Annotated in this window: 17 protein-coding genes; 11 read left to right on the forward strand and 6 right to left on the reverse strand. The window is 61.1% G+C overall.

Annotated elements, in window-relative coordinates; all coding sequences use genetic code 11:
* Positions 1-36 precede the first annotated feature (36 nt).
* A complete protein-coding gene (locus EI969_RS05455; RefSeq protein ID WP_160386309.1) occupies positions 37-930 on the forward strand; it encodes a LysR family transcriptional regulator in 894 nt (297 codons plus the stop codon).
* Here EI969_RS05455 and EI969_RS05460 read toward each other — a convergent pair.
* The 3 genes from EI969_RS05460 to EI969_RS05470 all read right to left on the reverse strand — a co-directional run bounded on the left by EI969_RS05460 (position 918) and on the right by EI969_RS05470 (position 4314).
* Positions 918-2084, reverse strand: a complete 1167-nt coding sequence (locus tag EI969_RS05460) for a carboxymuconolactone decarboxylase family protein (protein ID WP_160386311.1) — start codon at positions 2082-2084, stop codon at positions 918-920. The genes EI969_RS05455 and EI969_RS05460 overlap by 13 nt on opposite strands.
* Positions 2085-2102: 18 nt before the next feature.
* The gene (locus EI969_RS05465) at positions 2103-3158 is read right to left on the reverse strand and encodes an alpha/beta hydrolase (RefSeq protein WP_160386313.1); all 1056 of its coding nucleotides are present in this window, start codon (positions 3156-3158) and stop codon (positions 2103-2105) included.
* Between the two features lie 61 nt (positions 3159-3219).
* Entirely contained in the window at positions 3220-4314 is a 1095-nt protein-coding gene (locus tag EI969_RS05470) for an alpha/beta fold hydrolase (RefSeq protein ID WP_160386315.1), read from the reverse strand.
* A gap of 208 nt (positions 4315-4522) precedes the next feature.
* Between EI969_RS05470 and EI969_RS05475 the strand changes: the two genes are divergently transcribed.
* Positions 4523-4822, forward strand: a complete 300-nt coding sequence (locus EI969_RS05475; RefSeq protein ID WP_160386317.1) for a hypothetical protein — start codon at positions 4523-4525, stop codon at positions 4820-4822.
* A gap of 159 nt (positions 4823-4981) precedes the next feature.
* Positions 4982-6721 carry a dipeptidase gene (locus tag EI969_RS05480; protein ID WP_160386319.1) on the forward strand — a complete coding sequence of 580 codons (1740 nt, stop codon included), beginning with the start codon at positions 4982-4984 and terminating at the stop codon, positions 6719-6721.
* Between the two features lie 160 nt (positions 6722-6881).
* On the opposite strand, the gene EI969_RS05485 is transcribed toward EI969_RS05480, so the two are convergent.
* Positions 6882-7202, reverse strand: a complete 321-nt coding sequence (locus tag EI969_RS05485; RefSeq protein ID WP_160386321.1) for a DUF6124 family protein — start codon at positions 7200-7202, stop codon at positions 6882-6884.
* Between the two features lie 401 nt (positions 7203-7603).
* Between EI969_RS05485 and EI969_RS05490 the strand changes: the two genes are divergently transcribed.
* From EI969_RS05490 to EI969_RS05500, 3 genes are all read left to right on the forward strand, one after another.
* A complete protein-coding gene (locus EI969_RS05490) occupies positions 7604-8017 on the forward strand; it encodes a nitrilase-related carbon-nitrogen hydrolase (RefSeq protein ID WP_178120561.1) in 414 nt (137 codons plus the stop codon).
* A gap of 281 nt (positions 8018-8298) precedes the next feature.
* On the forward strand, positions 8299-9090 hold the full coding sequence (locus EI969_RS05495; protein WP_371925863.1) for an enhanced serine sensitivity protein SseB C-terminal domain-containing protein: 792 nt from the start codon (positions 8299-8301) through the stop codon (positions 9088-9090).
* 248 nt (positions 9091-9338) lie between these two features.
* Complete coding sequence (locus tag EI969_RS05500; RefSeq protein WP_160386324.1) at positions 9339-9644, forward strand: hypothetical protein; 306 nt, start codon at positions 9339-9341, stop codon at positions 9642-9644.
* Between the two features lie 201 nt (positions 9645-9845).
* Here the strand turns inward: EI969_RS05500 and EI969_RS05505 are convergent, their stop codons facing one another.
* Both EI969_RS05505 and EI969_RS05510 read right to left on the reverse strand, forming a co-directional pair.
* Positions 9846-14243 (reverse strand): response regulator, encoded by a 4398-nt coding sequence (locus tag EI969_RS05505; RefSeq protein WP_160386325.1) that lies wholly within the window; start codon positions 14241-14243, stop codon positions 9846-9848.
* Between the two features lie 51 nt (positions 14244-14294).
* Entirely contained in the window at positions 14295-15452 is a 1158-nt protein-coding gene (locus EI969_RS05510; protein WP_160386327.1) for an HD-GYP domain-containing protein, read from the reverse strand.
* Between the two features lie 273 nt (positions 15453-15725).
* Between EI969_RS05510 and EI969_RS05515 the strand changes: the two genes are divergently transcribed.
* The 5 genes from EI969_RS05515 to EI969_RS05555 all read left to right on the forward strand — a co-directional run bounded on the left by EI969_RS05515 (position 15726) and on the right by EI969_RS05555 (position 25341).
* Positions 15726-16427: an EthD domain-containing protein gene (locus EI969_RS05515; RefSeq protein ID WP_160386330.1), complete on the forward strand. Its 702-nt coding sequence runs from the start codon at positions 15726-15728 to the stop codon at positions 16425-16427.
* A 173-nt stretch (positions 16428-16600) separates the two neighbouring features.
* The gene (locus EI969_RS05520) at positions 16601-18013 is read left to right on the forward strand and encodes an NAD(P)/FAD-dependent oxidoreductase (RefSeq protein WP_160386402.1); all 1413 of its coding nucleotides are present in this window, start codon (positions 16601-16603) and stop codon (positions 18011-18013) included.
* A 16-nt stretch (positions 18014-18029) separates the two neighbouring features.
* Positions 18030-18989: an alpha/beta fold hydrolase gene (locus tag EI969_RS05525; protein ID WP_160386332.1), complete on the forward strand. Its 960-nt coding sequence runs from the start codon at positions 18030-18032 to the stop codon at positions 18987-18989.
* 162 nt (positions 18990-19151) lie between these two features.
* The gene (locus EI969_RS30765; RefSeq protein WP_305989796.1) at positions 19152-22955 is read left to right on the forward strand and encodes a hypothetical protein; all 3804 of its coding nucleotides are present in this window, start codon (positions 19152-19154) and stop codon (positions 22953-22955) included.
* Positions 22956-23214: 259 nt separating this feature from the next.
* On the forward strand, positions 23215-25341 hold the full coding sequence (locus EI969_RS05555) for a TonB-dependent receptor domain-containing protein (protein WP_160386334.1): 2127 nt from the start codon (positions 23215-23217) through the stop codon (positions 25339-25341).
* The last annotated feature ends 371 nt before the right edge of the window (positions 25342-25712 follow it).

The following is a 25712-nucleotide window of genomic DNA, read 5'->3' on the forward strand; positions in this document are numbered from 1 at the left end:
GGCATAATCGCACCGGCTCATAACAGGTGCGTATAAATGACCGTCGAAAGCTACGATCAACTGGCGATCTTCTCCGCCGTGGCTCAGGAACGCAGCTTCACCCGTGCCGCCGCCAGGCTGGGCATGTCGCAGCCGGCCTTGAGCCGGGCCATGCGCCAGCTCGAGGATCGGCTGGGCGTCAGGTTGCTGGCTCGCACCACACGCAGCGTTTCACCGACGCAAGCCGGTGAGCATCTGCTGCGAGTGATCGCCCCCAGATTCGAAGAAATCGACAGCGAACTGGCCTTGCTCAGCGAATTCCGCGACAAGCCCGCAGGCAAACTGCGGATCACCGCCGGCGAGCATTCGGCGATCACCGTTCTGCACCCCGTGCTCGCAAAATTGCTGCCGGACAATCCCGATCTCAACATCGAAATCATCGTCGACTACGGCTTGACCGATATCGTCGCGGAAGGCTTCGACGCCGGCGTTCGATTGGGTGAGCAGGTCGCCAAGGACATGATCGCGATGCGCATCGGCCCTGACATGCGCATGGCGGTGGTCGGCTCTGCGGCGTATTTCGCCCGCTATCCAAAACCGCTTGTCCCGATGGATCTGATGCAGCACAACTGCATCACCCTGCGCATGCCGACCTACGGAGGGCTGTATCTGTGGGAATTCGAGAAGAACGGCCAGGAACTGAAAGTCCGCGTCGAAGGCCAACTGGTGTTCAACAACATTGCCATGCGCCTGGAAGCCGCCCTTCAGGGGTTGGGCCTGGCCTATATGCCGCAGGACCTGGTGCAGGAGCATGTCGCGCAGGGCCGGTTGATCCACGTGCTCGCGGACTGGTGCGAGCCGTTCTCCGGCTACCACCTCTATTACCCGAGCCGGCGCCAGAGCTCGCCGGCCTTTACCTTGCTGCGCGAAGCCCTGCGCTATTCGGGCTGATTGGCCAGGGTGGTGTCGAGCGCCTCGGCGGCGCGTTTCGCCGCATCGGCATCGCCCTGATCGGCCAATAGCCGGGTCAGTTGACGCAATTGCGCGACACTCAGCCCTACCCGCAGGCTGGCGGCCATGTGCGAGCGCAGTTGGGACTCCACGCCCGGCGTAGCAGCCAGCGCTGCGACTGTCGCCAGCTCCCGGCTTTGCCAGTCGAGGTTGTCGCGCTCGAAAATGTCACCGAACAAATGCGCTTGCAGGTACTGGTTGATCACAGGGACGAAGTCGAACAGCGGCCCCTGCACCGGCGCCCCGGCAATGCGCGTCTGGTTGGCCTTGCCCCGCGCCAGCAGCTCATCGCCGACGGGAATGACGCGACCAGGCTCACGCCCCGGCTCGTCCTCAACGCCGCGCAGTTTTCGCGCCTCCAGCACTTTCATCAACTCGCCAAGGGCATTGAGGCTGCGTGGAAAGCCGCTGTAGGCGTAGAGCTGCACCAGGATTTCCTTGGCCTCGCTGACCGTCAGCCCGGCATCCAGGCCTTGGTTCAGAGCGACGTTGAGCCGCGCAATATTGCTCGAGGCCATGGCGGCGGCAATCAACGGGATGGCCTGCTGCTTGGCCGACAATGTCTGCGAGGCAGGCGGCACCACCGTCTGCGGCACCACCGGACGTTGGGCGTCGTACTGGGCATCGGTGACTTTCTCCAGCCACTGCACGCTTTTGCCCTCAACCGAACCGGTCACGGCCAGGTGCGTCATGCTGCTCGCCGGAGCGGCCCCGTGCCAATGCTTGACGCCCGGCGGGCAGACAATCACATCGCCCGGATGGATTTCCTGCACGGGCTTGCCCCACTCCTGCGTCAGGCCGACGCCGGACGTCACCACCAGGCGCTGACCGGCGGGATGGGTATGCCAGGCCGAACGTGCACCCGCTTCGAAGGTGACGTAGGCGCCGGAGGCATTGTTCTCGCCGGTGGCCGGAAACAATGGATCGACCCGTACCCGCCCGGTGAAATAGTCCCCGGGCCCTGCGACCGAAGCCTGGCTGCCAGCACGGTTGATCTGCTGGGCGGCCCTGGGCTCACTGATACTGCCTGCATCGGCGGCACCGGCGAAGGGAGCCGCGGCGCACACCGCGATGCCAAAAAGCGTGTTTTTCATATTGGCGAATCCTTCAAGTCACAGCGTTCTGGCATAGAACGCATTCAATTGGCCGATGGCGACGTCCACATACTCAGGCACCCAATAGGTTTCGATATGGGTCGCGCCATCGATGGTGAACAGTTTCTTGTCCCGGGTTCCGGTGGCCTTGGCGAACGCCTGCTCCGACATGTACAGGCTGTCGGCCTTGCTGCCGGCGATCATCAGCAACGGCTTGTCGATCAGTTCGATCTGGTCCGTGGCATCGAAACTCATCAGGTCCAGAAGACTGCTCTGGGTATAACGGAAGGTCGAATTCGGGTGTGCGTGGGTCTTGCCGTAATACTCGAACCCCTGCCGATACAGATCGAACGGCAGCCTGGCAATCTGCTCATCGGTCAGTTTGGCGTCGCCGACATAGCGCACCTCCCCGCCCGCCGCTTCCTGAGCGCGGGCAGCTGAAGCCTGTTGCAAACGCTCCTGGATCGTCGCCACTTGCGAGTCCTGGTACCCATTGCGGCGCACCAGCCCGGAGTTGAACATGCTCAGGGTCGCGATCGACTGGAAGCGCTTGTCGGTCTGCGCGGCCTTCAACGAATAACCACCGCCGCCGCAGATGCCGAGCAAGCCCAGGCGCGTGCTGTCGACACCGGGAAAGCTGGCGATGAAGTCCGCCATGCCATGGATGTCCTCGATGCGGTAAGCGGGCTTGTCGATGTTGCGCGGCTCGCCACCGCTGGCGCCCTGATACGCCGCATCCGCCGTGATGGTGATGTAGCCCTGGTCCGCCAGACGCTGGGCGTACAGTCCCGCCACTTGTTCCTTCACGCCGCCATTGGGGTGCGCCACGACGACGGCGGGATACTGCTTCGCCGCATCATAATTGGCCGGGGTATAGACGTTGGCGGCAATGTCCAGACCGTTGAGCTTGTAGCTGACCGGGTGGATGTTGACCTTGCCCGGCTCGTTCTTCACCAACGCACCAGCGTAGGTCAAGGTGTAGGGATTGTGCTTGTAGTCGGCGGCCTCGACTTCAGCCCCCGACATGCCGATCATGGCGGCCATGAGCGTGGCCTTCAGCGTGGTTCGCATCATGTGAATCCTCCTGACAATTGCTGTTTCCAAAGGTGTGTGGCAGCGATGGCCATGCGCGCTGTCAATCGAGGTTTTTCTCGGTGAGAAACTGCGAAACCAGATCCGCGATCTGCACGTTGTTCAGGTCGGAAAAGGGAAAATGGCTGTTGCCCCGGATGCCGATCTCCGGCAAGTGAACGAGCCGCACGTCTCCACCCTGGCGGTTCACGGCGTCTCGCCACAGCCGGGCCATCTCAAGGCGGGCACGCCAGCTGTCCTGTGCCGGCAATCGAACCGGTTTGTCCGGGATGTTGTCGCCGTAGATGATCAGGATGGGGATATGCGTCAGCGCCTGGAACTGCGCCTTCGATACGACCTGCGCGATGAGCGTGTCGAACGCGCTGGGAATCGGCGCCGGCGCCTCGCCTTCGGGAAACACGAAGCTGCTTCCCGGTTCGAACGCCACGATGCCCCGCACTTTCTGAGTCTTGATCGCCGTCATCCAGCCGGGCCCACCGCCCTGCGAATGAGTGAACAGGATGGCCGGCCCGGTTTTTTCCAGCAGCGCGGACACGCCATCGGAGGCCACTTCAATGTCATAAGGGCCGGTGTTGGGTGTCATGGAACGGAAGAACTGCTCCAGAGCCTGCGGTCCACGGGGAAACTGGCTGCCCTCGAAGGTCTCGGGCCACAGGCCGATACGGAACTGGTTGAACCACAGTTGCTCGTCCGGCACTGGCTTGATCGTCGTTTCCACCAGGCTGCGCCCGGCATCGCCACGGCGCGGCTGGTCGATCAGGTAAGTGGAGAAACCGCGTCGCAGGAAGATGTTCTGGAAACCCTCCCGGCCATCGGCCGTGGTTTCCCAGGACTTCGCGGATTGCCCCGCGCCATGCCACATGACGATGGGCAACGGGTGAGCGTCGACCGGTACCTGATAGAACGCATACACATGGTCGCCATGGTAGGTCTGGCCATCAGGCATCATCGGTTTGTAAGGATCAAAACTCCCTGGCCGGGTGATCATTCCCCCGCCGGCGATCAGGCTTCCCTGATCCTTGATCATCAGCGGGCTGCGCTCCTCGGCGTCCACCAGTGCACCGCCAGTCAGGGTGACACAGAGCGTACCCGCCTTGATTGCAGCGTGCGCGTAGTTGCGGATGGAATCGCGGGTCATGAGTGGCTCTCGACTTGTTATCGCAGAGTTGCAACTTACCGCCCGGTTATTAATTAATGAATAGACCCAATCGAATAGAACTAATACCAAAAACACATAACTATCTTGATTGCAGCAACACCCCCCCCCGAGGTGGCTGATGTCCTCAATCGGGCCTAATCTGAACAGGCAGGACCTTGAGCACGCCTCTCGATACAGGGGAACCCGGATGGCTGGAACAATTGCGTGCCGTGGTCCGTCCTGGATCCTGCTATCCCTGCTCGCCGCCAATCTGGCGCTGACCAGCGGGTGTTCAGGCAAAACCAGCACAGCGCGTTATTCAGCGTCGAACATCGGTTCGGCCTGCTATGCCAAAGCCCTCCCCACGGTCGGCGAAGGTGGCCTTGCCTGGGGCGATACCCTGAACATGGCCCGGCAAAAATCCCTGAGCAATTGCGCCCGCTATGCCGGCCGATCGGGTGGCACGCCGAGCACTTGCCAAGTGGTGCTGGCAGAATGTAAGCACTGATGGGCGGTTTTTCGTTTCTGCGCCGCTTTTGCGTTTCTGTGCGACAGATCCCACTTCAGGGGCTCCCGCTTCACAGGCTCGTGGTGTTAGTTTTGAGATGTTTCTGACAAAGCGATCAGATATTTCTTACAACCTGCCTGCAAAGGAATGCCCCCAGCAATGGATTTTTCACTCAAGCACCTGGCTGCGACCACCCTCATGCTCGCCAGCCTTTCGTCGTTCACCTCGGCTGCGCAAGCCAACATCACGCCAGAACAGAGCGCGGTCATCCTCAAGACTTTCAATGATGCGTCGGTCAAGGATTTCAGGCAGTTCCTCGCAAGCCTGGCCAAGAGCGATATCGCCAGGACCGACAACCTCGGCGCGGCCATCGGTGCCTTCCTCGACAACAAGACGCTGTCCGCCGAGCAGCAGAACGAAATCCATCGTTTGCTCGGTCTTTATGCCCGGGTGAAATACGGCAGCGCGGCCACCGAAACCTTGAAGGAACTGGTAGCCATTCCGACAGTGAACGTGGAAGGGGTGGCCCAGCACGACAACCCTGAATTCATCAAGATTGCCGAGAAGATCAAGGGGCTCGCCCAGGCGTTCAACCTGAACTTCCGCAACATCGACAATCGCGTCTACGAGATTTCCCTCGAAGGCAGCGGCGATGAAGTCGTGGGCATTCACGCCCACGCCGATGTGGTGCCGGTGACACCGGAGAACTGGGTGCTGCAGGACGGCACCCGCCTCGACCCGTTCAAGGTCACCCTGATCGGCGATCGCATGTATGGCCGCGGCACCGAGGACGACAAGAACGGCATCGTGGTGGCGCTCTATGCCATGAAAATCATCAAGGAAGAAAAGCTGCCGCTGGCGCGCAACTTCAAGTTGCTGGTCGACACCACCGAAGAGACCACGGGCGACGCCATCCCCTACTATTTCGAACGCAACCCGACGCCCAACTACAACCTGGCGCTCGATGGCGGCTACCCGGTGGTGATCGCCGAGAAAGGCTACGGCACCGTCATGGCCAGCTTCGCCAAGCGCGCTGGCGAGGGCAAAGGCGCAGAGATCATCTCGATGACCGGCGGCCTGGCCACCAACCAGATTCCGTCGACCTCGGTCGCGACCCTGGTGACCGACAAGCCCGCCGAACTGGCCGCCAGCCTGCAAACCGCCGGCAGCGAATACGCCAAGCGCAACGGCGGCAACTTCGAGGTGGCTGCCAAGGTCGACGGCAAGGACGTCAAGTTGACGGTCACCGGCGTGTCCGCGCACTCCTCGGAACCTGAATCCGGCGTCAACCCGGTGGCCAGGATGCTCGATTTCATCAATGGCCTCGACGGCAAGGTGGCGCTCAAGCACAACCACATCACCGATGCCGCGCGCTACGCCGCCGACAACTGGGGCCTGGATTACCTGGGTGGCAAGTTGGGGGTCGGTTTTGCCGATGAGTTCATGGGCCCGCTGACCACTTCCCTGACCTATGTCGGGATGGACGACAAAGCCTTCAAGCTCGCGGTCAACCTGCGCGTGCCGAAGGGTAAGTCGCCTGAGGCGCTCAAGTCGGAGATCGCCGGCAAGCTGGACGCCTGGAGCAAGAAGACCCGCATCGCACCGACCTTCGAGCTGTCGATCGCCGAACCGATGTACCGCAACCCCGAGGGTGAATGGGTCAAGGCGCTGCTCGCGGTGGCCAGCGAAAACCTCGGCATGGAACACAAGTTCGGCACCTCGGCCGGCGCCACGTCCGTGCATGAACTGCCTAACGGCGTGCAATTCGGCCTGGCCATGCCGGACGTCAAATACACCGGGCACAACGACAACGAGTTCAAGACCACCGGGCAGTTCCTGCTGGACTTGCAGATCGTCACCGAAATGATGGGCCGCATCGGCCAATTGCCGAAACTGTGACACCTCTTCGGACCCGCCGCACTGGCGGGTCCTTTGCTTTCACTCCAAAATCACCTGCCGGCCCTTGTAGGAGCGAGCTTGCTCGCGAAAAACCCAAGGGCGCCACGGTGCGTCCGGTTTCCCGCGTCATCGTTACCCTCCATCGCGAGCAAGCTCGCTCCTACGGGTCGATTTGATCCAGCACCCGGTTCGCCGTGATCTCCGCCAGCATCACGCTGTTGGAAATCCCCAGCAGCGCATTGCGCGACCCACCGTCCAGGTGATCCACCAACTGATGGACCATCACATCGACCGACGCGAGGGTTTCGACCAGATAAACCATCAAGGTTTCGGAACTCGCCTGCGGGTCCACGGAGAACAGGGTGCCGGGTGTGCGCGGTGTGGCTTTGATATCGGCAATCGAGGGGATGTGAAAATCGAGGGCGGCTTCGTGTGGGGAGACCGGATCGGCGTCCGGTGGGTTTGGCGTTACCTTGAACATATTTCTGTCTCCAAAAAATGGAGCCATCACCGACTTGCGACTAAACAAGGGGGTGGCAGCTGTACGCAGGTTAGTCGACCGGGGAGACACGAAACCGGCGCGCCCGAAGGCGCCCTGCGCACAGCTACCATGAAGTGCAGGCATGAAATGACCTGACTGTCTGGATGCAAATACGCTTCGTGAAACCATCGGGCGACTAAACCCGATCACTGATGGGCAGTGACACGATTCAAGTTACCGATGGTCCCCAAGGCGCACAAGCCGGCGGATTCTGGCGTAACCGTAGGCAACGGCGCAAGGTCTTGTAGCTTGCATGAAGCAATCTTAAACGCCTTTAAACAAACGCTCTGTAGCCCCGGCGAAATTGAAAAAACATCGTTAAACACATTGATCTCATCCACTTGGCTGCACGCCAAGGTGCCAATCTGGCGCTCTTTCCCGAACTCTCTCAGCGGTTACGAACCAAAGCTGGCGGAAGTATTGTCCTGGCACCCGGCATTTGCTACGAGTCATTGCAATCAAGCCATGCCGAACAAGCCGCAGAGTCGGGCGCTCAGGTCTATCTGGCAAGCGTGGCAAAGTCTGAGAGAGGCGTTGCATCGGCATACAGCCATTATCCGACGATTGCTAAAAAGCTCTCCATGACTGTGTTGATGGCAAATTATGTAGGTGCCACCGACAACTTTATAGCAGCAGGTCTGTCTGCCATCTGGAACAGTGACGGTGAAATCGTTTGCAGTACCGATGCCTTTCAAGAGGCATTGCTTGCGTACAACTTGCAGACTGGGGAAACCGGCATTTTCAGCGTGACTTGAAACCTGCTCTTGATCGCCGCTGCCTCCAAAACGACCGGCTGTAATGGGTCGACTGCTGCCCCTCGTGACGGGCAGCAATCGGCCAAAAGCAGACATCCCGCAACGTCCGCCAGTGGGCTACTTCAGCTTGTCACGACAGGCCGAGATCAGCAGACGGCTTTTCGGGCTATTCGACGTAAAGTTCGCGAAGTTTTCAGATTTCCCTCTAGCGTGGCTCATTGGAATGATGGCAAATTGATTCTCTCGAATCGCTATTTCTTTTTGCGCTTACAGGAGTTCTCGTGAGCAAACCATCCAATGATCTTGAGCGAAAGCTAATGCTCGCTGCCGACAATCCGGCGAATCGCCCCGAGTTCTACAAGGCATTAATGGCGTCCGATGTTTACGTAATCGGCTTTACAGATTCTGAAGGCGAAGAAATTAGAACAATTCCTACCGGCGACAAGTTATCAATAGTGAGTTGGGAAAAGAATGACGGTACGCCAATCATTCCGTTCTTCACCAGCCTCGAAGCATTGCAGCGTGCCTTGAAGGAAGAGTCGAAATATGTGGCTTTACCAGCCAAAAGCTTCTTTGAAATGACCCTTGGGTCATTCTTGATGCTCAACCCAGCCTCATCCTATGGCAAAGAGTTCTTTCCTGACGAAATACATGCACTACTAGAAACGGGTGTGAACCATGCTCCGCAGACTAGAGTAGTTCAGAAGGAAACCAAGGTACTGCTCGGTCAGCCAGCCAATTATCCATCAGAGATGGTGTCCGCGCTCACATCACTTCTGGCGAAGCATTCGGCTGTTAAGGCTGCGTATTTGTGCTTAATGCAAGATCCATCAAGCAGTGAAAAACCGTCACTGGTCGTTGGTTTTGACGGTGATAAGGACCTTGCTGAGGCAATGAAGGAAGCTGGCTCAGTGGCCGCGGATACAGCCCCCAAGGGGGACGCGGTTGATTTTGTTGTTCTCAAAAAGGGCGAATCGGGAGTTAGCAATTACATGCTCAAATCTGTGAAGCCATTTTACGAACGCACTTGGGGGGCCAAATTGCGCTCACTATTCTCTCCGGGCAAGGTATAGCGAATCATTCCCGCGAACCGCGCTGTGAATGTCAGCAAAGTGTCGATTTCTGCCCATCGTGGCAGGCAGAAATCGGCCAGTATCTGCCGGTGAATGTAATGCTGGAAAGTAAATGGCTATGCTTGATCTGATACCGAGATTGGTCTCCCCTCAATTGGTAAAGATGGACAGCCTTTAACGGTGATGGCGTACAGTGTCGTTTCAAATTTTGACCCTAACTGGACCATTGAAACTCGGAGCTTTAGCAAATGATCGCTGTTGATGCTGCCGCAAAAGAGTTTGTTCGATTGCTCGATGTTGCAATCGCTATTGCAAAAAAAATAAAGGCGCGTACCAGGGATGCATTTATTGTTGAGTCTGCAGACACAACAGTGAAAAATCTTATGGGCTTCCGCGATATGGCAATCTCTGGCGGGCTTCCGAGACCATCAAAGGGCGAAGTTCCTCAAGGAACTGGCCTTGGATTGACTCGTGGAGTTGGGGAGTGGACAGAGGATGATGATTTGCTTGATGCTGTTTACGAGGTCGAAAGCCACTATAAAAAATTAATGTAAATTTAGGTTAGGTCACGCCCGGCTTGCCAGGCAGTGTTGTTCCAAACAGGTATTCCATTGGCGGCTTCTAGCCGGTTTCTGCCCCACATGGAGGGCCGCTATGGGTCGATTACAGCCCGTCGTGACAAGCCGAAATCGGCCAAAAGCGAACGCTCACCCGCTCTCATGCGCATGAGCCATGACTATCCACCGACTGAATGTTCAGGACAGGCTTTCCAGTAACTCCAGCGCCTGATCGAAATCGAAGCACTGCGCTTGCTCGACAACCCGGTGCAACTGCTCGGCCATCTTCGGGTCCGAAGCCAGCCCCTGGAGTTTGAGCAAGGCCGTCAGGGCCTGGGTGTCGCTCTCGGCCAGCAGAGACCGGGTGTGGGCCAATTGCACATGCCATGCGCTGTCGAGTGGCGTGGTTGATGAGTCTGCGGACGATGTCGCTTCGCCGAGTACCGATAGTCCTTCCAGCACCGGTGTCAGGTGGCGTTCAACCTCCGCCAGCCGCTCGGCCAGCGCTTGCTCGGCGCCAGCGCTTTGGCACGCCTGCTCCAGCGCAGCGGCCGCGTTCGCCACTGCAACGGCACCAATGTTGCCCGCCGTGCCCCGCAAGGTATGGGCCAGCCTGGCAGCCGCCAAAGGATCGCCCGGGCCTCGGGCAGCGAGGAACTCGCTGCAAAAAGCCTGGTGGCTGGAGCGAAACTTGCGCAGCAGGCGCAGGTAGAGTTCAACCTTGCCCATGCAGGTGCCCAGGCCCGCTTTCAAATCAATACCGGGAAGGCTGGCGGGCAGTCTCGTCGCTGTCGCCGTGGTGCCCGGCGAAACTTCCGCCGACTTCGCGCCACGGTCAGGACGCGGATGTATCCACTTGGCGATCGTGGCGAACATATCCTCGACGTTCAAGGGCTTGGAGATGTGGTCGTTCATGCCGCAGGACAGCGCCCGCTCACGGTCTCCCGCCATGGCGTTGGCCGTCATGGCGATCACCGGCAGGTTCGCCCAGCGTGGCTGCTCACGTATCTTGCGGGTCGCGGTATAACCGTCCATCACCGGCATCTGGCAGTCCATCAACACGCCATCGAAGTCGGCGTCACGCGCCAGTTGCTCAAGCGCTTCTGCGCCGTGAACGGCCAGACACAGCTCGATACCGGCGCTTTCCAGCAGTTCACAGGCGAGCTCGCGGTTCAGCTCATTGTCTTCCACCAACAGCAATCGCGCGCCACGCAGGCTGGCCATGGCGCTGGCGCTCTGACCGAGTCGTTCGCTGGTGCGGGTATCGGCCTGGGGTATCTTGCCGAGCACTGTGCCCAGCGCCTCAAGCAAAGTGGACGGCGTCACCGGCTTGGTCAGGACCACCGGCAGTTGAATGCCGTGCCGGCTGGCCACTTCACGAGCCTCCTCGCGACCGAAAGCCGTGACCATGATCACCGACGGCGTTTGCGCCAGTTTGGCGGCACGCATCTGCCGTACCGTCTCCACACCATCCATGCCCGGCATGCGCCAATCCATCAGCACCAGATCATAGGGCAGTGTCTTCGCCTCAGCCTCCAGCAGCATGTCCAGTGCGGCCCGGCCACTGTGCGCGACGTCCACCTCCACGCCAAAACTGCGCGCCATGCTGGACAGGATCTCGCGCGCGCTGGCGTTGTCATCGACCACCAATACACGGCTGCCCAGCAACTCATCGGCAGTCACCATGCGCCGCAACTGGCTGTCGCGCTGCACGCCCAGGCTCACCTCGAAATGAAAAGTGGAACCCTGGCCCGGCTCGCTCTCGACCCAGATGTGTCCGCCCATCAACTCCACCAGATGCCGGGAGATGGCCAGGCCCAACCCGGTGCCACCGTACTTGCGGGTGGTCGAGCTATCGGCCTGGCTGAACGGTTGAAACAGGCGCGAGCACTGTTCGGTGCTCATGCCGATCCCGCTGTCACGTACCCAGAAATGCAATTGCACCTGCTCTGCTGCCGAACCTCGCCGCTCTACTCCGAGCACGATCTCGCCCTGCTCGGTGAACTTCGTCGCATTGTTGCCCAGATTGATCAGCACCTGGCCGAGACGCAATGGATCGCCGATCAAGGCAGTCGGCAGTTCGGCATCGGTGCTGAACAGCAATTCCAGGCCTTTGTCCTCGGCTTTCAGTCCAATCATGCTGGCAAAGCCGTCGAGCACGTCCTCGAGGTGGAAGGGAATGTGCTCCAGGTGCATCTTGCCGGCCTCGATCCTGGAGAAGTCGAGGATGTCGTTGATGATCACCAGCAGGTATTCCGCTGAACGATGGACCTTTTCGATGTAGTTGCGCTGGCGGTGGTCGAGTTCGGTTCGCAGTGCCAGGTAGCTCATGCCGATGATGGCGTTCATCGGCGTGCGGATCTCGTGACTCATGGTGGCGAGGAAATTGCTCTTGGCCCGGGTCGCCTCTTCCGCGGCCTCGCGTGCGCGCTGCACCTCGGCCTCGGCGATCTTGCGCGCGGTGATGTCGAAGTACCAGTTGGCCCCCATGCCCCGCTCTCCCGGCGTCATCGTGACGGACGAAACCAGTACGTCGACGCGCCCGCCTGTGGCACGTTTCAGGGTCGTCTCGAAGTTCAGCACCGGACCTTGCGATGCCGCTTCAAGAAAGCGCTGGTGCGCCGCAGGGTCGACCCAGAACTGCCCCGGATCCACACCCTCGAGCTCAGCCAGACGCGTTCCGAACAAGCTGTCGAACTGCGGATTACAGTAGGTCGGACGGCCATCGACGTCTCTGATCACCATGGCCACCGGGCTGCTGTCCAGGACCGAGCGCAACTGTGCCTCGCTGGCCTTGAGTGCCGCCTGCAGATGACGGCGTTCGCTCACGTCACGCACCGAAGCGCACACGCATGCTCCACCCCCTTCCAGGCTCGGCAGGTGCGACAGGCTGATCTCTGCCGAGAACAGACTGCCGTCCTTGCGCACGCCTTGCAGGTCGTCGAGGTTGGCGCCCATCTGGCGGGTTTCGCCGTGGGCCATGAAGCCCTTGCGCAGCGCCACGTGACGCCCTCGACTGGCCAACGGCACCAGGCGATCGATGGACTCGCCGAGCAGCTCGCCGGCGCTATAGCCGAACAACTGATCCAGTTGGCGATTGGTGCGCAGGATCTGTCCTTCGGCATCCACCACCAGCATGCCGTCCGGCGCCGCTTCGATAATCCCGCGATACCAGGCCTCGGTCGCGCGCAACGCCGATTGCTGGGATTCGAGTGCTTGCGCCTGCTGCTCCAGTTGCAGCGCCTGTGCCGACATTTCATTGGCCTGGCGCCGGGTTTCGGCCAACAGGGTCTTGACCGCCTGATTACGCTCCAGAATCGCCATGGCCGCGGCCAAACGCGGGGTAGCTTCCTGCAACAGCAGCATTTCGCGTTCGCCCAAAGGCTCCAGGCCAGCCAGCTCGAGCACTCCCAGCAAGCGCTCGCCACGCACAATGGGTTGCAGCAGCAGGCAACGGGCCGGGACCTCGCCCAGCGGCGAGCGCAAGCGCCAGTATTGCTCCGGCATCGCCTGAAACTGACGTGGCAGGCGATCCACCGCGCACTGCCCCAGCAGGCCATCGCCGAACATGACTTGCGCCTCGGGTGGCCGCTCGGGATCGGTGGCATAACGCCCCATCAGCTGCAGCGTCCCGGCGTCCTCCTGTGCGCTGTACAGCACCCCTTGGCAAATTCCGTGCAGGCTCGCCAAACATTGCAGGAACACCTGCGCCAGTTCCTCCGGCGTTTCTGCCTGCTGCAGATCGACCTGCAATTGTGCGGTATGCGCCTTGATCCAGCGTTGACGCTCAAGCTGTTGGGACTCGGTCTGCAGTTTGGCGATGGCGCGCGCCAGGTCGCCCGTTTCGTTGTTCAGGTCGGTGTGGGGAATCGGTTGATCGAGCTGCCCCGAGGCCAAGTGATCGACCGCCACCCGCACCCGGTTGAGCGGATTGCGAATCGACTGGCTGACGACCCAGGACAACAGCAACGCCAGCGACAAGCCACCGAACAACAGTACATAAGTGAGCATGGTGCTGTGCTCGGCAAACTCGGCGATGTCCTTGGCCGTGTCGCGAATCGAAGCTTCCTTGATCTGGGCGATCGCATACAAAAGGGCGTCGGCCTGCTGGGCAATCTGCTGGAACTCGGTGCTGTTGAGCAACAACAGCGCCTTGCTCTGCTGGCCCTGGTCGATCAACACGAAGGCCCGGTCGCTTTGGCCCTGCAATTGTTGCAGCAGCAGGTCGAATTCAGCCAGACGCGCCAGGTTTTCCGCACGCTTGAGGGTCACTTTTGCTTGGGCCACAGACTGCTGCAGGCGGTCCTGGGTATCACGCAACCGCTGCAGGGATTCGACGCGAATCTGTGCGCTGTCGGTGCCCACCGCGCGCTGCAATCCTTGCATCATTTGCGGCAGGAGCACCCGTGCTTCCTGCAGGTGCTCCATGCCGACCAGTTCCTGCAGATAGAGGTTCTGCATGTCCTGCTTCAGCGATTGCTGGGTACGCAGGCTTTGCACGCCGAGCACCAGCACCAACAGCAGCAGCGCAGCGAAACCCAGGATCAGTTTGTGAAGCAGCGCCAGGCGCTCAAGCAGGTTGCGCAATCGGGCCATGACTATCCTCAAGGACCTGGTGAAAACACTGACAAAGGGGTAACAGCGGGTTCACGGAGTCTGGCCGGTACGCTCCAGGGCCGTCCGCTTGGCGGCCATGTCCTGATCGGTATCGACGAAACGCGCGGCAATGGTCTGGAACTGTTCAACGCAATCGAGGAAGGCATCGCAGACGTCCGGATCGAAGTGCGTGCCTCGCCCCTGACGAATGATCTCGACTGCCTGCGCATGGGGCATCCCCGATTTATAGACCCGACGGCTGATCAACGCGTCATAGACGTCCGCCACGGCCATCAACCGGGCGCTGATGGGGATGTCGTCACCCGCCAGCGCTTGGGGATAGCCGCTACCGTCCCACTTTTCCTGGTGACTGTAGGCAATTTCCTTGGCCAGGCTGAGGAACTCGGCGCGAATGCCAAGCTGGTCCTCGGCATGCTGGATGGCGTCACGCCCAAGCGTCGTATGAGTCTTCATGATCTCGAACTCTTCCTCGGTGTAGCGTCCCGGCTTGAGCAGGATATGGTCGGGAATGCCGATTTTGCCGATGTCGTGCAGCGGCGCCGACTTGAACAACAACTCGATGGTGTCGTCGGTAAGAAAATGACTGAAACGCGGATGATCACGCAGATGCTCGGCCAGCACCTTGATGTAGTGCTGGGTCCGCCGGATATGGTTGCCCGTTTCGTTATCGCGAGTCTCGGCCAGTGAAGCCATGGCCTGGATGGCCACATCCTGGATCGCACTCACCTCGCGGGTCCGGCGTGCCACTTCCTTTTCCAGATAGTCGTTGTGATCACGCAGGAATGCTTGAGCGGCCTTGAGCTTGAGCTGGGTATCCACCCGCGCCAGGACCAGCGCCGGCCTGATCGGTTTGGTGATGTAGTCGACGGCGCCCAGCTCCAGGCCAAGGATCTCGTCTTCGGTGGCGGCCATGGCCGTCAGAAAGATGATCGGGATATCGCGGGTACGCGGGTCGCGCTTCAGCTGCTGCGCCACCTCATGGCCCGATAGCCCAGGCATCATCACATCAAGCAGGATAAGGTCCGGAAGCGTGTCGCCCTGAAGTACGCGTAGAGCCTTTTCACCGCTGTTGGCGGCCTTGACCCGGTAGCGATCCTTGAGCAGATCAGTCATCAGCATCAGGTTATCGGGTGTGTCATCGACCACCAGGAGGGTCGGCGGGCTGTAATGACTCTGTTGTGCACTCATGGCGCAGGCTCCCTTGCCCGAAATAGACGCTCCAAGGCAACACTTCTGACTGCCGCCCCAGCGCACGAAAGCTTAGCTGCAGGGCTGCCCGACGTCGAGCGTGGCCATTACCCCCTCATTGTTGGTCAATAGTCTGTTTGAGGTATTACCGGGGGCTGACCTTGATTGACTATGGCGCCAGAGGGTTTCCCGCATGCGGGCCAGACCATTCGGACGGACCAGGCAGCACGACGGCGGGTCCAGCCATCAACCGCAACGAGGAGCTCGATAGCGATGGAAAAAGTCATCTACCTGCTGTGGCGTGATACTCAAGTCAGTCCTGCTACCTTCGCCCACCGCCTGCGCAGTGAGGTCGCCGGGCAATTGCAGGCACTCGGTGCCCGTGGCGTGCAATTGAACCTGTGCGACGCACATGTGCAGCCTGCAGCCGGCCTGCGCCAGGAAAACAACCGACCATTGCCCGATGGCAGCCTGTCGCTGTGGCTGGACAGTGCCAACGGCCCGGCACGTCGCCCTTTCGATGACGTGATCAATGCGGTAACGGCGCGCATGGCCGCCTACCTGGTCTGCGAATCGGTGGCCATCGCCAATACGCGCTTCCCCGCGACGCCCGGTGAGCGTACCCACGGGTTTGCCCAGCTGGCCCTGCTGACCCGCCCGCCACGCCTGACCCCCGAGGCCTGGCTGGATATCTGGCGCAACCATCACACAGCGGTGGCCGTGGATACCCAAGACAACTTCCAGTACGTGCAAAACCTGGTGGTGCTGGCACTGACCCACGGCGCCCCACGGATCGATGCCATAGTCGAAGAATGTTTTCCGCCGGCAGCCATGACCGATCCCCAGGCCTTTTTCGATGCGGTGGGCGACGACGCGAAATTCCAGCGCAACCTGGCCACGATGATGGACAGCTGCAGCCGCTTCCTTGATTTCGACAAGATCGACGTGCTGCCCACCAGCCAGTACTGCCTGTAGGCGCGGCAGATCGAAGCCCGGATACGCCAGTCCGGGCCCTTGATTATCGAGACTGCAGCGCTTTGCGCATGAAAACCTTCCATCGGTTGTGCTCGTGATACGCATTCGTTCTATTGGGCCGGGTATTGCTAGCTACTCTACTCAGGTCGAGGGGGGACGAAAGGCACATGCATATGGAAGAAAATCTGATCGAAACCGACTATCTGGTCATCGGTGCTGGCGCGATGGCCATGGCTTTCGTCGATACACTGCTCAAGGAAACGACAGCACACATCGTGATCGTGGATCGACACGACCGGCCTGGCGGGCACTGGAACGATGCCTACCCTTTCGTGCGGCTGCACCAGCCCTCGGCCTTTTATGGCGTCAACTCACGCGAACTGGGCAACGCAACGAAACACCCTGCGCAACTGAACGAGGGCTTGCACGAGCTGGCCTCCGGCGCCGAGGTGTTGAGCTACTTCGACCAGGTGATGAACCAGCAGTTTTTGCCGTCAGGTCGAGTCCGTTACTTCCCCATGTGCAACTACACCGGCGATCGCCTTGACGACCACCGCTTTGCCTCGCTGGTCAGCGGCACACGCCATCGGGTGCGGGTGCACAAAAAGCTGGTCGACGCCACCCACACCCAGACGGCAGTTCCCTCGACCCACCCGCCCAGGTTCAGGGTGGAGCCCGGCGTGCAATGCGTGCCACCCAACCACCTACCGAAGATCGAGCACCCACACGCGGGCTACGTTGTGGTGGGAGCGGGCAAGACCGGGATCGACGCTTGCCTGTGGCTTCTGCAAAACGCTGTCGAGCCGGCAAAAATCTGCTGGATCATGCCGAGCGATCCATGGTTGATCGACCGGGCCAACCTGCAACCCGGCCTCGATAACTTCGAACGAACCATCGGCGGCCTCACGGCACAATTCGAGGCCATCGCAGGCGCAGAATCGATCCCTGACCTGTTCGCCAGGCTTGAGGCGTCCGGCCAGTTGCTGCGCCTGGACACGTCGGTCGAACCCACGGCTTATCGCTGCGCCACCGTCACCCAGACAGAACTGCGCGAGCTGCGGCGCATCGACAACATCGTGCGCCTGGGCAAGGTGCAGGTGATCGAGCCAACGCGCATCGTGCTCGATCAGGGCAGCATCGCCACCCGCCCGGATGCCCTGCACATCGACTGCAGCGCCAGTGCCATCCCGTCACTGCCCGAGATGACGGTGTTCGAGGCGAGCAAGATCAACCTGTTGATGATCAGCAGCTGCCAACCCTTGTTCAGCGCCGCCCTGATCGCTTATGTCGAAAGCCACCTGGCCGATCAGGCGCAAATGAACGCGCTGTGCACCATGGTCCCCCCGCCTCACCTCCCCACGGACTGGCTCAGGATGTGGGCGGTCAACCTGGGTAACCAACTACGCTGGGCAGAGCGCGAAGACCTGACCCGCTGGATCAGGCAGTCGCGCCTGTATTTCCTGACCTCGGTGGTCAGGGGCTTGAAAGAAACCGACACCGGCAAACTGGCACAGCTGCATCGGCTCTCTGTCTGCAAGCAGCAGGCGCTGGTGAATCTGCCACGGTTGCTGGAGTCCATCGCTTGAATTGCAGGAAGCACACATGAACGAGCCCCACCTGGAAATACTCGACATCAATGGCATCCGCATGCAGGTAGCGTCCCAGGGTTCAGGGCCGTTGGTGCTGCTCTGCCACGGCTTCCCGGAGCTGTGGTATTCGTGGCGCCATCAGCTTGCTGCGCTGGCGGGGGCCGGCTATAGAGCGGTCGCGCCCGACATGCGCGGCTATGGCGGCACGCAAGCCCCCGCCGAGCCTGACGCCTACACCACCCTGCACCTGGTCGGCGACATGGTGGAGCTGGTCAACGCACTCGGCGAACGGCAAGCCGTGATCGTCGGTCATGACTGGGGCGCGCTGGTGGCCTGGAGCGCAGCCATGATGCGACCCGACATGTTCCGCGCAGTGGTCGGCATGAGCGTGCCCTTCTCGCCGCCGGGCCGGGTGGAACTCCTGAGCGCGCTGGCCGCGCGGGGTATCAGCGACTTCTACATCCAGTATTTCCAGACACCGGGTGTGGCCGAGGCCGAACTGGAAAGGGATGTCGAGTCGTCGCTGCGGCGGATCTACTTCAATGGCTCGGGTGACGGGCCCGACTGGCCTGTGTTCGGCCAGCTGCTGCCGGGCAAAGGCTTCCTGGGACGGATGATCGAGCCCGACACCTTGCCGGCCTGGCTGAGCCTCGACGACATCGCCTACTACACCCGCGAATTCACCCGCAGCGGATTTCGCGGCGGCTTGAACTGGTACCGCAACATGACACGCTCATGGGCACTGCTGGCGCCCTGGCGCGACTGCATCATCCGCCAGCCGTCGATGTTCATTGCCGGAAGCCGCGACGGCGTACTGAAGTTTCCGGGCTCCGCGCGGCAGATCGAAGCCTTCGCGCAGACACTGCCAGGACTGCGCGGCTGCCATATCCTTGAAGAGGCCGGTCACTGGATACAACGAGAACGCGCGACAGAGGTGAATGAACTGCTACTGGGCTTCCTGAAGGAACTGTGATCAGGCGGTCACAGCCGTCCCAACCTCAACAGCAATAGGCCACTATGTTGTTTCAGTGCATCTCTATAAAGTGTCCTGCACGATTTAAACCTGTCCGGCAGCGTTCAATGACAACGCCCTTGCCCGGGCTCCACCTGCTACCTGGAAGAAAGGAAATCAACTTTGGCCACAGTCAACGGCACAACGGAAAACGATAACCTCTCAGGGACAAGTGGACCTGACAGCATGACGGGCGCCGCAGGAAACGACACCCTCGACGGCGGCGCGGGCCAGGATACGGCTATCTATACGGGCAACGCCGGCGACTACCGTTTTGGATGGAGCAACGGCCAGCTGACGATCACCGACCTGAATGTCGCTGATGGCGATGAGGGTACCGATTACCTGCGCAATATCGAAAGCCTGCAATTCGCCGACAGGGTTCTGAGCGTCAAGGCGGGCGGTGAAAGCCGGGTCAGTACGCTGACGCCGATGACTGTGGACAGTATCTCCATTACCGGACTGGCCGACGGTGGGTGGCTGGTGTCCATGCAGTCCTCTGATTCGGGCGATATTTTAATCCAACGTTACAGTGCAGCAGGCGAGAAGCTGGGCGATGAGATTACTGTCGCGCCTTTGAATTCGCTATACGCTCAGCAAAATTCCGATGTCGCCGGGCTGGCTGACGGTGGCTGGGTGGTTACCTGGTTCTACACTGGGGGGAGTGGTGACATCTATGCCCGGCGGTTCAGCGCGGCTGGTGATCCCATGGGCGATGAATGGCGCGTCAATACCCACACGGTTGAAAGCCAGGACAGCCCGGCTGTTACAGCACTGAATGACGGTGGTTGGCTGGTGGTATGGATGTCCCGGGACGTCGCTGGCAATAACTTCACGATCGAGTCCCAACGCTATAACGCAGCGGGCACGGCTGTGGGGGGTGAAACCCAGGTCAACACGACGACAGGGGATAATCAGATCGTACACGGCAGCTCTGACGTGACGGCCCTGAAGGACGGTGGCTGGCTGGTGACCTGGCATGCGACTCACCCGGGCGACAACCTCTTCGATATTTATGCCCAGCGTTACGATGCAACAGGTAACAGGGTAGGCAGCGAAACTCAGGTAAACACCAATACGCTGAATGACCAGTACTTTCCTGCGGTCACGGCCTTGAACGATGGTGGCTGGCTGGTGAGCTGGTCATCCTTCAGCGTAGCTGCCAATGGTAGCGATATCTACTTCCAGCGCTATAACGCCAATGGTCAGGCGGTCGGCGGTGAAACCCACGTCATAAACAGCCCTGACTATGCCACTCAGTCTCAGAGTTTCTCCGATGTAACGGCATTGGCTGATGGCGGCTGGGTGGTGACCTGGGAAGCGGGCGGCGCGCAGGATGGCAGCGATATGGCTATCTATGCCCAGCGCTACAACGCCGCGGGCCAAACCGTCGGTGGCGAAACGCTGGTCAACACCACCACCGACGGCTATCAGGTTGTCGCCAAGGTCACGTCTCTGGAAGACGGCGGCTGGGCGGTGACTTGGGTGTCTCAAGGACAGTCCAGTCATGTCAATGACGGTATCCATGTCCAGCGCTTCAGTGCCGATGGCACCGCGGTACGGCTGGAGGTTACTGGCGGGAGCGCTGATGACACGCTGAACGGTCAGGGCAACATGCTGCTGGCCGGGGGCGCTGGCAATGATACTTATGCAGTGGGCGATAGCCTGATTCAACTTCGTGAAGAGCTGGGTGCCGGCACTGACACGGTCAAGTCGGCGGTGAGCTGGGTGCTGGGGGCCAACCTGGAGAACCTGACGCTTACCGGAACTTCGGCGATCAATGGCACCGGTAACGGCCTCGCCAACACGCTGACCGGTAACGACGCCGCCAATACGCTCAACGGCGGTGCCGGCGCCGATGTGATGATCGGCGGCCTGGGCAATGACATCTACTACGTCGACCATGCCAGCGACGTGGTCAGCGAAACCTCCGCCGCCGGCGGCGTCGACACCGTCGTTTCCAGCGTCAGCCGCACCCTCGGCAACTACCAGGAGAACCTGACCCTCACGGGCAGCGCGGCGCTCACAGGCACCGGTAACGATCTCGCCAACACGCTGACCGGCAACGCCGCCACCAACCACCTCTACGGCGGTGCCGGCAATGACTTTTTGAATGGCGGCGCAGGCGTCGACAGGATGACGGGGGATGATGGTTCCGACATCTACTACGTCGACAACGCGGCTGACGTCGTGGTTGAAACCAATGCCACGGCCAGCACCGGCGGCAGCGACACCGTCTACAGCTTTCTCAACGCCTACACCCTCGGTGCCAACGTCGAGAACGGGCGCGTCCTCGCCACCGGTATCGCCGGCCTGACGGGTAACGGCCTCGACAACACCCTCTATGCCGGGGTCGGCAACAACGTCCTCAATGGTGGCACCGGCCTCGACACCGCCTCCTACATCTATGCCGCCAGCGCAATCACCGCCAGCCTGGCCGTGACCACGGCCCAGGCCACCGGCGGCTCGGGCGCCGACACCCTGATCGCCATCGAAAACCTCACCGGCTCCGGCTACGACGACACGCTCACGGGCAACGCCGCCGCCAACCTGCTGAGCGGTGGTGCCGGAAACGATACGCTCGCCGGTGGTGCGGGCAATGACATCTTGAATGGCGGCACTGGCGCCGACGGCATGACCGGCGGCGATGGGTCCGACATCTACTATGTCGACAACGCCAGCGACGCCGTGGTTGAAACCAATGCCACGGCCAGCAGCGGCGGCAGCGACACGGTCTACAGCGCTCTCGGCGCCTACACCCTCGGCGACAATGTCGAGAACGGTCGCATCCTCGCCACCGGGGTCGCCGCCCTCACGGGCAACGGCCTCAACAACACCCTCTATGACGGGACCGGCAACAACGTCCTCGATGGCGGCACCGGCGTCGACACGGCGTCCTGGCTCTATGCCGGCAGTGCCGTCAGCGTCAGCCTCGCCGTGACCACGGCCCAGGCCACCGGCAGCTCGGGCTCAGACACCCTGATCGCCATCGAAAACCTCACCGGTTCCAACTACAACGACACGCTCACGGGCAACGCCGCGGCCAACTTTCTGAACGGTGGCAGCGGTAACGATACCCTCGACGGTGGGGCGGGCAATGACGTTCTGGATGGCGGCGCAGGCGTTGACAGGATGACGGGCGGTGATGGTTCAGACCTCTACTACGTCGACAACGCGGGCGACGTCGTTATCGAAACCAATGCCACGGCCAGCACCGGCGGCAGCGACACGGTCTACAGTTCTCTCGGCGCCTACACCCTCGGCGCCAATGTCGAATACGGTCGGGTCCTCGCCACCGGGGCCGCCGCCTTGTCAGGCAACAGCCTCAACAACACCCTCTATGCCGGCGCCGGCAACAACGTGCTCAATGGCAGCACCGGCGTCGACACCGCCTCCTACCTCTATGCCGGCAGCGCCGTCACCGCCAGCCTGGCCGTGACCACGGCCCAGGCCACCGGCGGCTCAGGCTCGGACACCCTGCTGGGCATGGAAAACCTCACGGGCTCCAACTACAACGACACCCTCACGGGCAGCGCCGCCGCCAACCAGCTGAACGGCGGCGCCGGCAATGACATCCTGATCGGCGGGATGGGCAAGGATGTTCTCACCGGCGGCGCCGGCAACGACATCTTCGACTTCAACGCCGTCGCTGAAACGGGGCTGACCAGCTCCACCTGGGACATCATCAGCGACTTCGTCCAGGGAGCCGACAAGATCGATCTGTCGACGCTCGATGCCATCACGGCGACGGCCACCAATGAAGCCTTCACCTCGATCATCGGCAGTACCGCAGCCTTCAGTGCGGCCGGCCAGTTGAAGCTTTCTGGGGGCGTGCTCTACGGCAATACCGATGCCGACAGCGCCGCCGAATTCGCCATCCAGATAGTCGGACTCAACAGCGCGACCACGGCGGACTTTATACTTTAACGTTTCTACTTCGGTGGCTCCCCCCCCGGCGGGCCATCGCGGCACTTGCGGGCCTCAAGCCTGCGAGGTTCCGCGTCTTGCTGCACTCTTTGCAACCCGGCAAGCACTCAAGGCTGCCAAGAAGCCTCGGGTTTTGCGGTGACGTCAACGCCACCGGAAATATCCGGTGGGCAAAAAACAAAATTTCCATGTGCTCCCTTCGTTCATCCTTGCGTCGCACTGTTCATTGCCCATTCCCTGCACGCCTGGAGTTTCCCCGATGCCCTCGCCTAATTCATTGCCCGCCGCGCTGCTGGGCCTGGCCCTGGTTTGTCCGGCCATGACCGAGGCTCAGGGTCTGGAGCTCGGGCAAGTGCTGATCGGGGCCGAGGACCCGAGCGACGAAGACCGCACGATCGAGGACGCCAGGGCCCGGCTGGACCAGGTGCCCGGCGGCACCAACGTGGTCGACATGCGCCGCCCGTTGCAGGGGCGCGTGGCCAGCAATCAGGATGTGCTGGCCTACCAGCCGGGGATCTATGCCCAGTCGGCGGGCAACGAAGGGGTGAAGGTTTCGATCCGCGGATCGGGCATCAACCGCGCCCCGGGCGCCCATGCCTCGGGGCTGTACACCCTGCTCGACGGCCTGCCGCTGACCGGCCCGGGCGGCACGCCCTATGAGTTGCTGGAGCCGCTGTGGCTCGACCATGTGGAAGTGCTGCGCGGCGCCAACGGTTTCGACCGGGGTGCCCTGGCCCTGGGCGGGGCCATCGATTACGTCAGCCACACCGGCTACGACGCGCCGAAGCTGCAAGTGCGCTATGCGACCGGCAGCCACGGTTACCAGCAACGCCAGGTCAGCTCCGGCCAGGTGCTGGGCGACTTCGATTACTACATGGCTTTGACCGACGCAAACGCAAACGGCTACCAGGACCACACGGCCAGCGAGAGCCAAGGCGTGATCGCCAACTTCGGTTATCGCTTCAATCCAAACCTGGAAACACGCTTCTACCTGCGCCACCGCCAGACCGACAACGACCTCGCGGGACGGGTGACCAAGCACTCCATCGAGCACGACCCACGGGCGGCCAACCCGACCTACGTGGCGCGGGACGACCGTCGCGACGAGCCCGGCAGCACCTTTATCGGCAACAAGACCACCTGGTACATCGATGACGATTCGAGCATCCAGACCGGCCTCGTCTACCACGACTACCCCATGGACTTGCGTGAGGGGCCCAACCGCCTGAAGGTGGCGTACACGGATGTCAGCGGTACGTTCGACTACAAGCGTCGCGACACGCTCTGGGGACTGCAAAGCCAAAGCATCGTGGGCCTGCGAACGACCAAACATCTGCCCAATGCCGGCGCCAGCGAGTTCGTGCGCATCCCCACCGGCAACACTGCCGGTTACGCACCGGGCACGCTGATGCGCAACTTCACCTACCAGGGCTCGGACACGGTCCTGCATGCGGGCAACGACCTGGAAATCGCCGACGACCTGTGGCTGACCACGGGCCTGGCCGCCATCTATACACGTCGTGAAAGTGACGTGACCTACCCGCAAGAAGGCGGCAAGACCAGCCTCAACGACTGGGACTACGCTCCGCGCGTGGGCCTGCGCTACCAACTGACACCCGACCTGCAACTGTTCGGCAATCTCAGCCGTTCGGTCGAGGCACCGCATCCGTGGTCGCTGGTCTATAGCTCCAACATTCGTTTCCCCGCAGGCAGCGGCCCTGCCACGGGCGCCCAGCGCGATCCGGTCAAGCTGCAAAACCAGACCGCCACCACCCTGGAAATCGGTGGCCGCGGTGACAGCACGCTGGGGCAATGGAGCCTGGCCTGGTACTACGCCCAGGTGCACCATGAATTGCTTTCGGTGCTGCCGGACGCCAACGCCACCACGCCCTACGAACTCAATGCCAGCCCCACCGTGCACCAGGGCGTTGAAGCCAGCCTGCTCAGCCCCCTCTGGTCGCCGGGCGATGGCGGCCAGTTGAGCCTGCGCCAAAGCTATACCTTCAGTGACTTCCACTATCGCGACGATGAGCGCTTCGGCGACAACCGCCTGCCCGGCCTGCCGATGCATTACTACCAGGGCGAACTGCGTTACGACTGGCCGCAAGGCTTCTTCGCCGCCGTCAACACGCAGTGGACGTCGAAAGTGGCGGTCGATTATGCCAACAGCTACTACGCCGATCCCTACGCCATATTCGGCGCGACCCTGGGCTACAACGCACCCAAGGGCGACTGGCAGACCTGGCTGGACCTGCGCAACCTGACCGACAAACACTATGCCGCCACCGTCACGCCTGGCTACGACGACAAAGGGCTGGACGCAGCACGCTCCACGCCTGGCGAAGGCATGGCGATGTACGTCGGAGTGTCGTGGAGCCTGCTCTGAGGCCTGGTTTACCGGCCGCAGGCATAGTGCCTGTGTAGAAACTGGCTTGCCAGCGATGGCGGTGTGTCGGGCGACATTGATGTTGAATGTGAGGGCCTCATCGCTGGCAAGCCAGCTCCCACAGTAATTGCGGTTATTCACGAATACTGCGTACACCCACTGACCCTGTAGGAGCTGGCTTGCCAGCGATGGCGGAATGACAGGCAACATTGATGTTGAATGTGAGGGCCTCATCGCTGGCAAGCCAGCTCCCACAGTAATTGCGGTTGTTCACAGAATTTTTGTATACCCGCCAATCCTGTGGGAGCTGGCTTGCCAGCGATGGCGGTGTGTCGGGCGACATTGATGTTGAATGTGAGGGCCTCATCGCT

It is taken from the genome of Pseudomonas sp. PB101, from assembly GCF_009764265.1.
In the GTDB taxonomy this organism is placed as follows: domain Bacteria; phylum Pseudomonadota; class Gammaproteobacteria; order Pseudomonadales; family Pseudomonadaceae; genus Aquipseudomonas.

Coding starts and splice junctions, on each gene's coding strand:
- EI969_RS05455 (WP_160386309.1), top strand. CDS start 37: ATGACCGTCGAAAGCTACGATCAACTGGCGATCTTCTCCGCCGTGGCT.
- EI969_RS05460 (WP_160386311.1), bottom strand. CDS start 2,084: ATGAAAAACACGCTTTTTGGCATCGCGGTGTGCGCCGCGGCTCCCTTC.
- EI969_RS05465 (WP_160386313.1), bottom strand. CDS start 3,158: ATGATGCGAACCACGCTGAAGGCCACGCTCATGGCCGCCATGATCGGC.
- EI969_RS05470 (WP_160386315.1), bottom strand. CDS start 4,314: ATGACCCGCGATTCCATCCGCAACTACGCGCACGCTGCAATCAAGGCG.
- EI969_RS05475 (WP_160386317.1), top strand. CDS start 4,523: ATGGCTGGAACAATTGCGTGCCGTGGTCCGTCCTGGATCCTGCTATCC.
- EI969_RS05480 (WP_160386319.1), top strand. CDS start 4,982: ATGGATTTTTCACTCAAGCACCTGGCTGCGACCACCCTCATGCTCGCC.
- EI969_RS05485 (WP_160386321.1), bottom strand. CDS start 7,202: ATGTTCAAGGTAACGCCAAACCCACCGGACGCCGATCCGGTCTCCCCA.
- EI969_RS05500 (WP_160386324.1), top strand. CDS start 9,339: ATGATCGCTGTTGATGCTGCCGCAAAAGAGTTTGTTCGATTGCTCGAT.
- EI969_RS05505 (WP_160386325.1), bottom strand. CDS start 14,243: ATGGCCCGATTGCGCAACCTGCTTGAGCGCCTGGCGCTGCTTCACAAA.
- EI969_RS05510 (WP_160386327.1), bottom strand. CDS start 15,452: ATGAGTGCACAACAGAGTCATTACAGCCCGCCGACCCTCCTGGTGGTC.
- EI969_RS05515 (WP_160386330.1), top strand. CDS start 15,726: ATGGAAAAAGTCATCTACCTGCTGTGGCGTGATACTCAAGTCAGTCCT.
- EI969_RS05520 (WP_160386402.1), top strand. CDS start 16,601: ATGGAAGAAAATCTGATCGAAACCGACTATCTGGTCATCGGTGCTGGC.
- EI969_RS05525 (WP_160386332.1), top strand. CDS start 18,030: ATGAACGAGCCCCACCTGGAAATACTCGACATCAATGGCATCCGCATG.
- EI969_RS05555 (WP_160386334.1), top strand. CDS start 23,215: ATGCCCTCGCCTAATTCATTGCCCGCCGCGCTGCTGGGCCTGGCCCTG.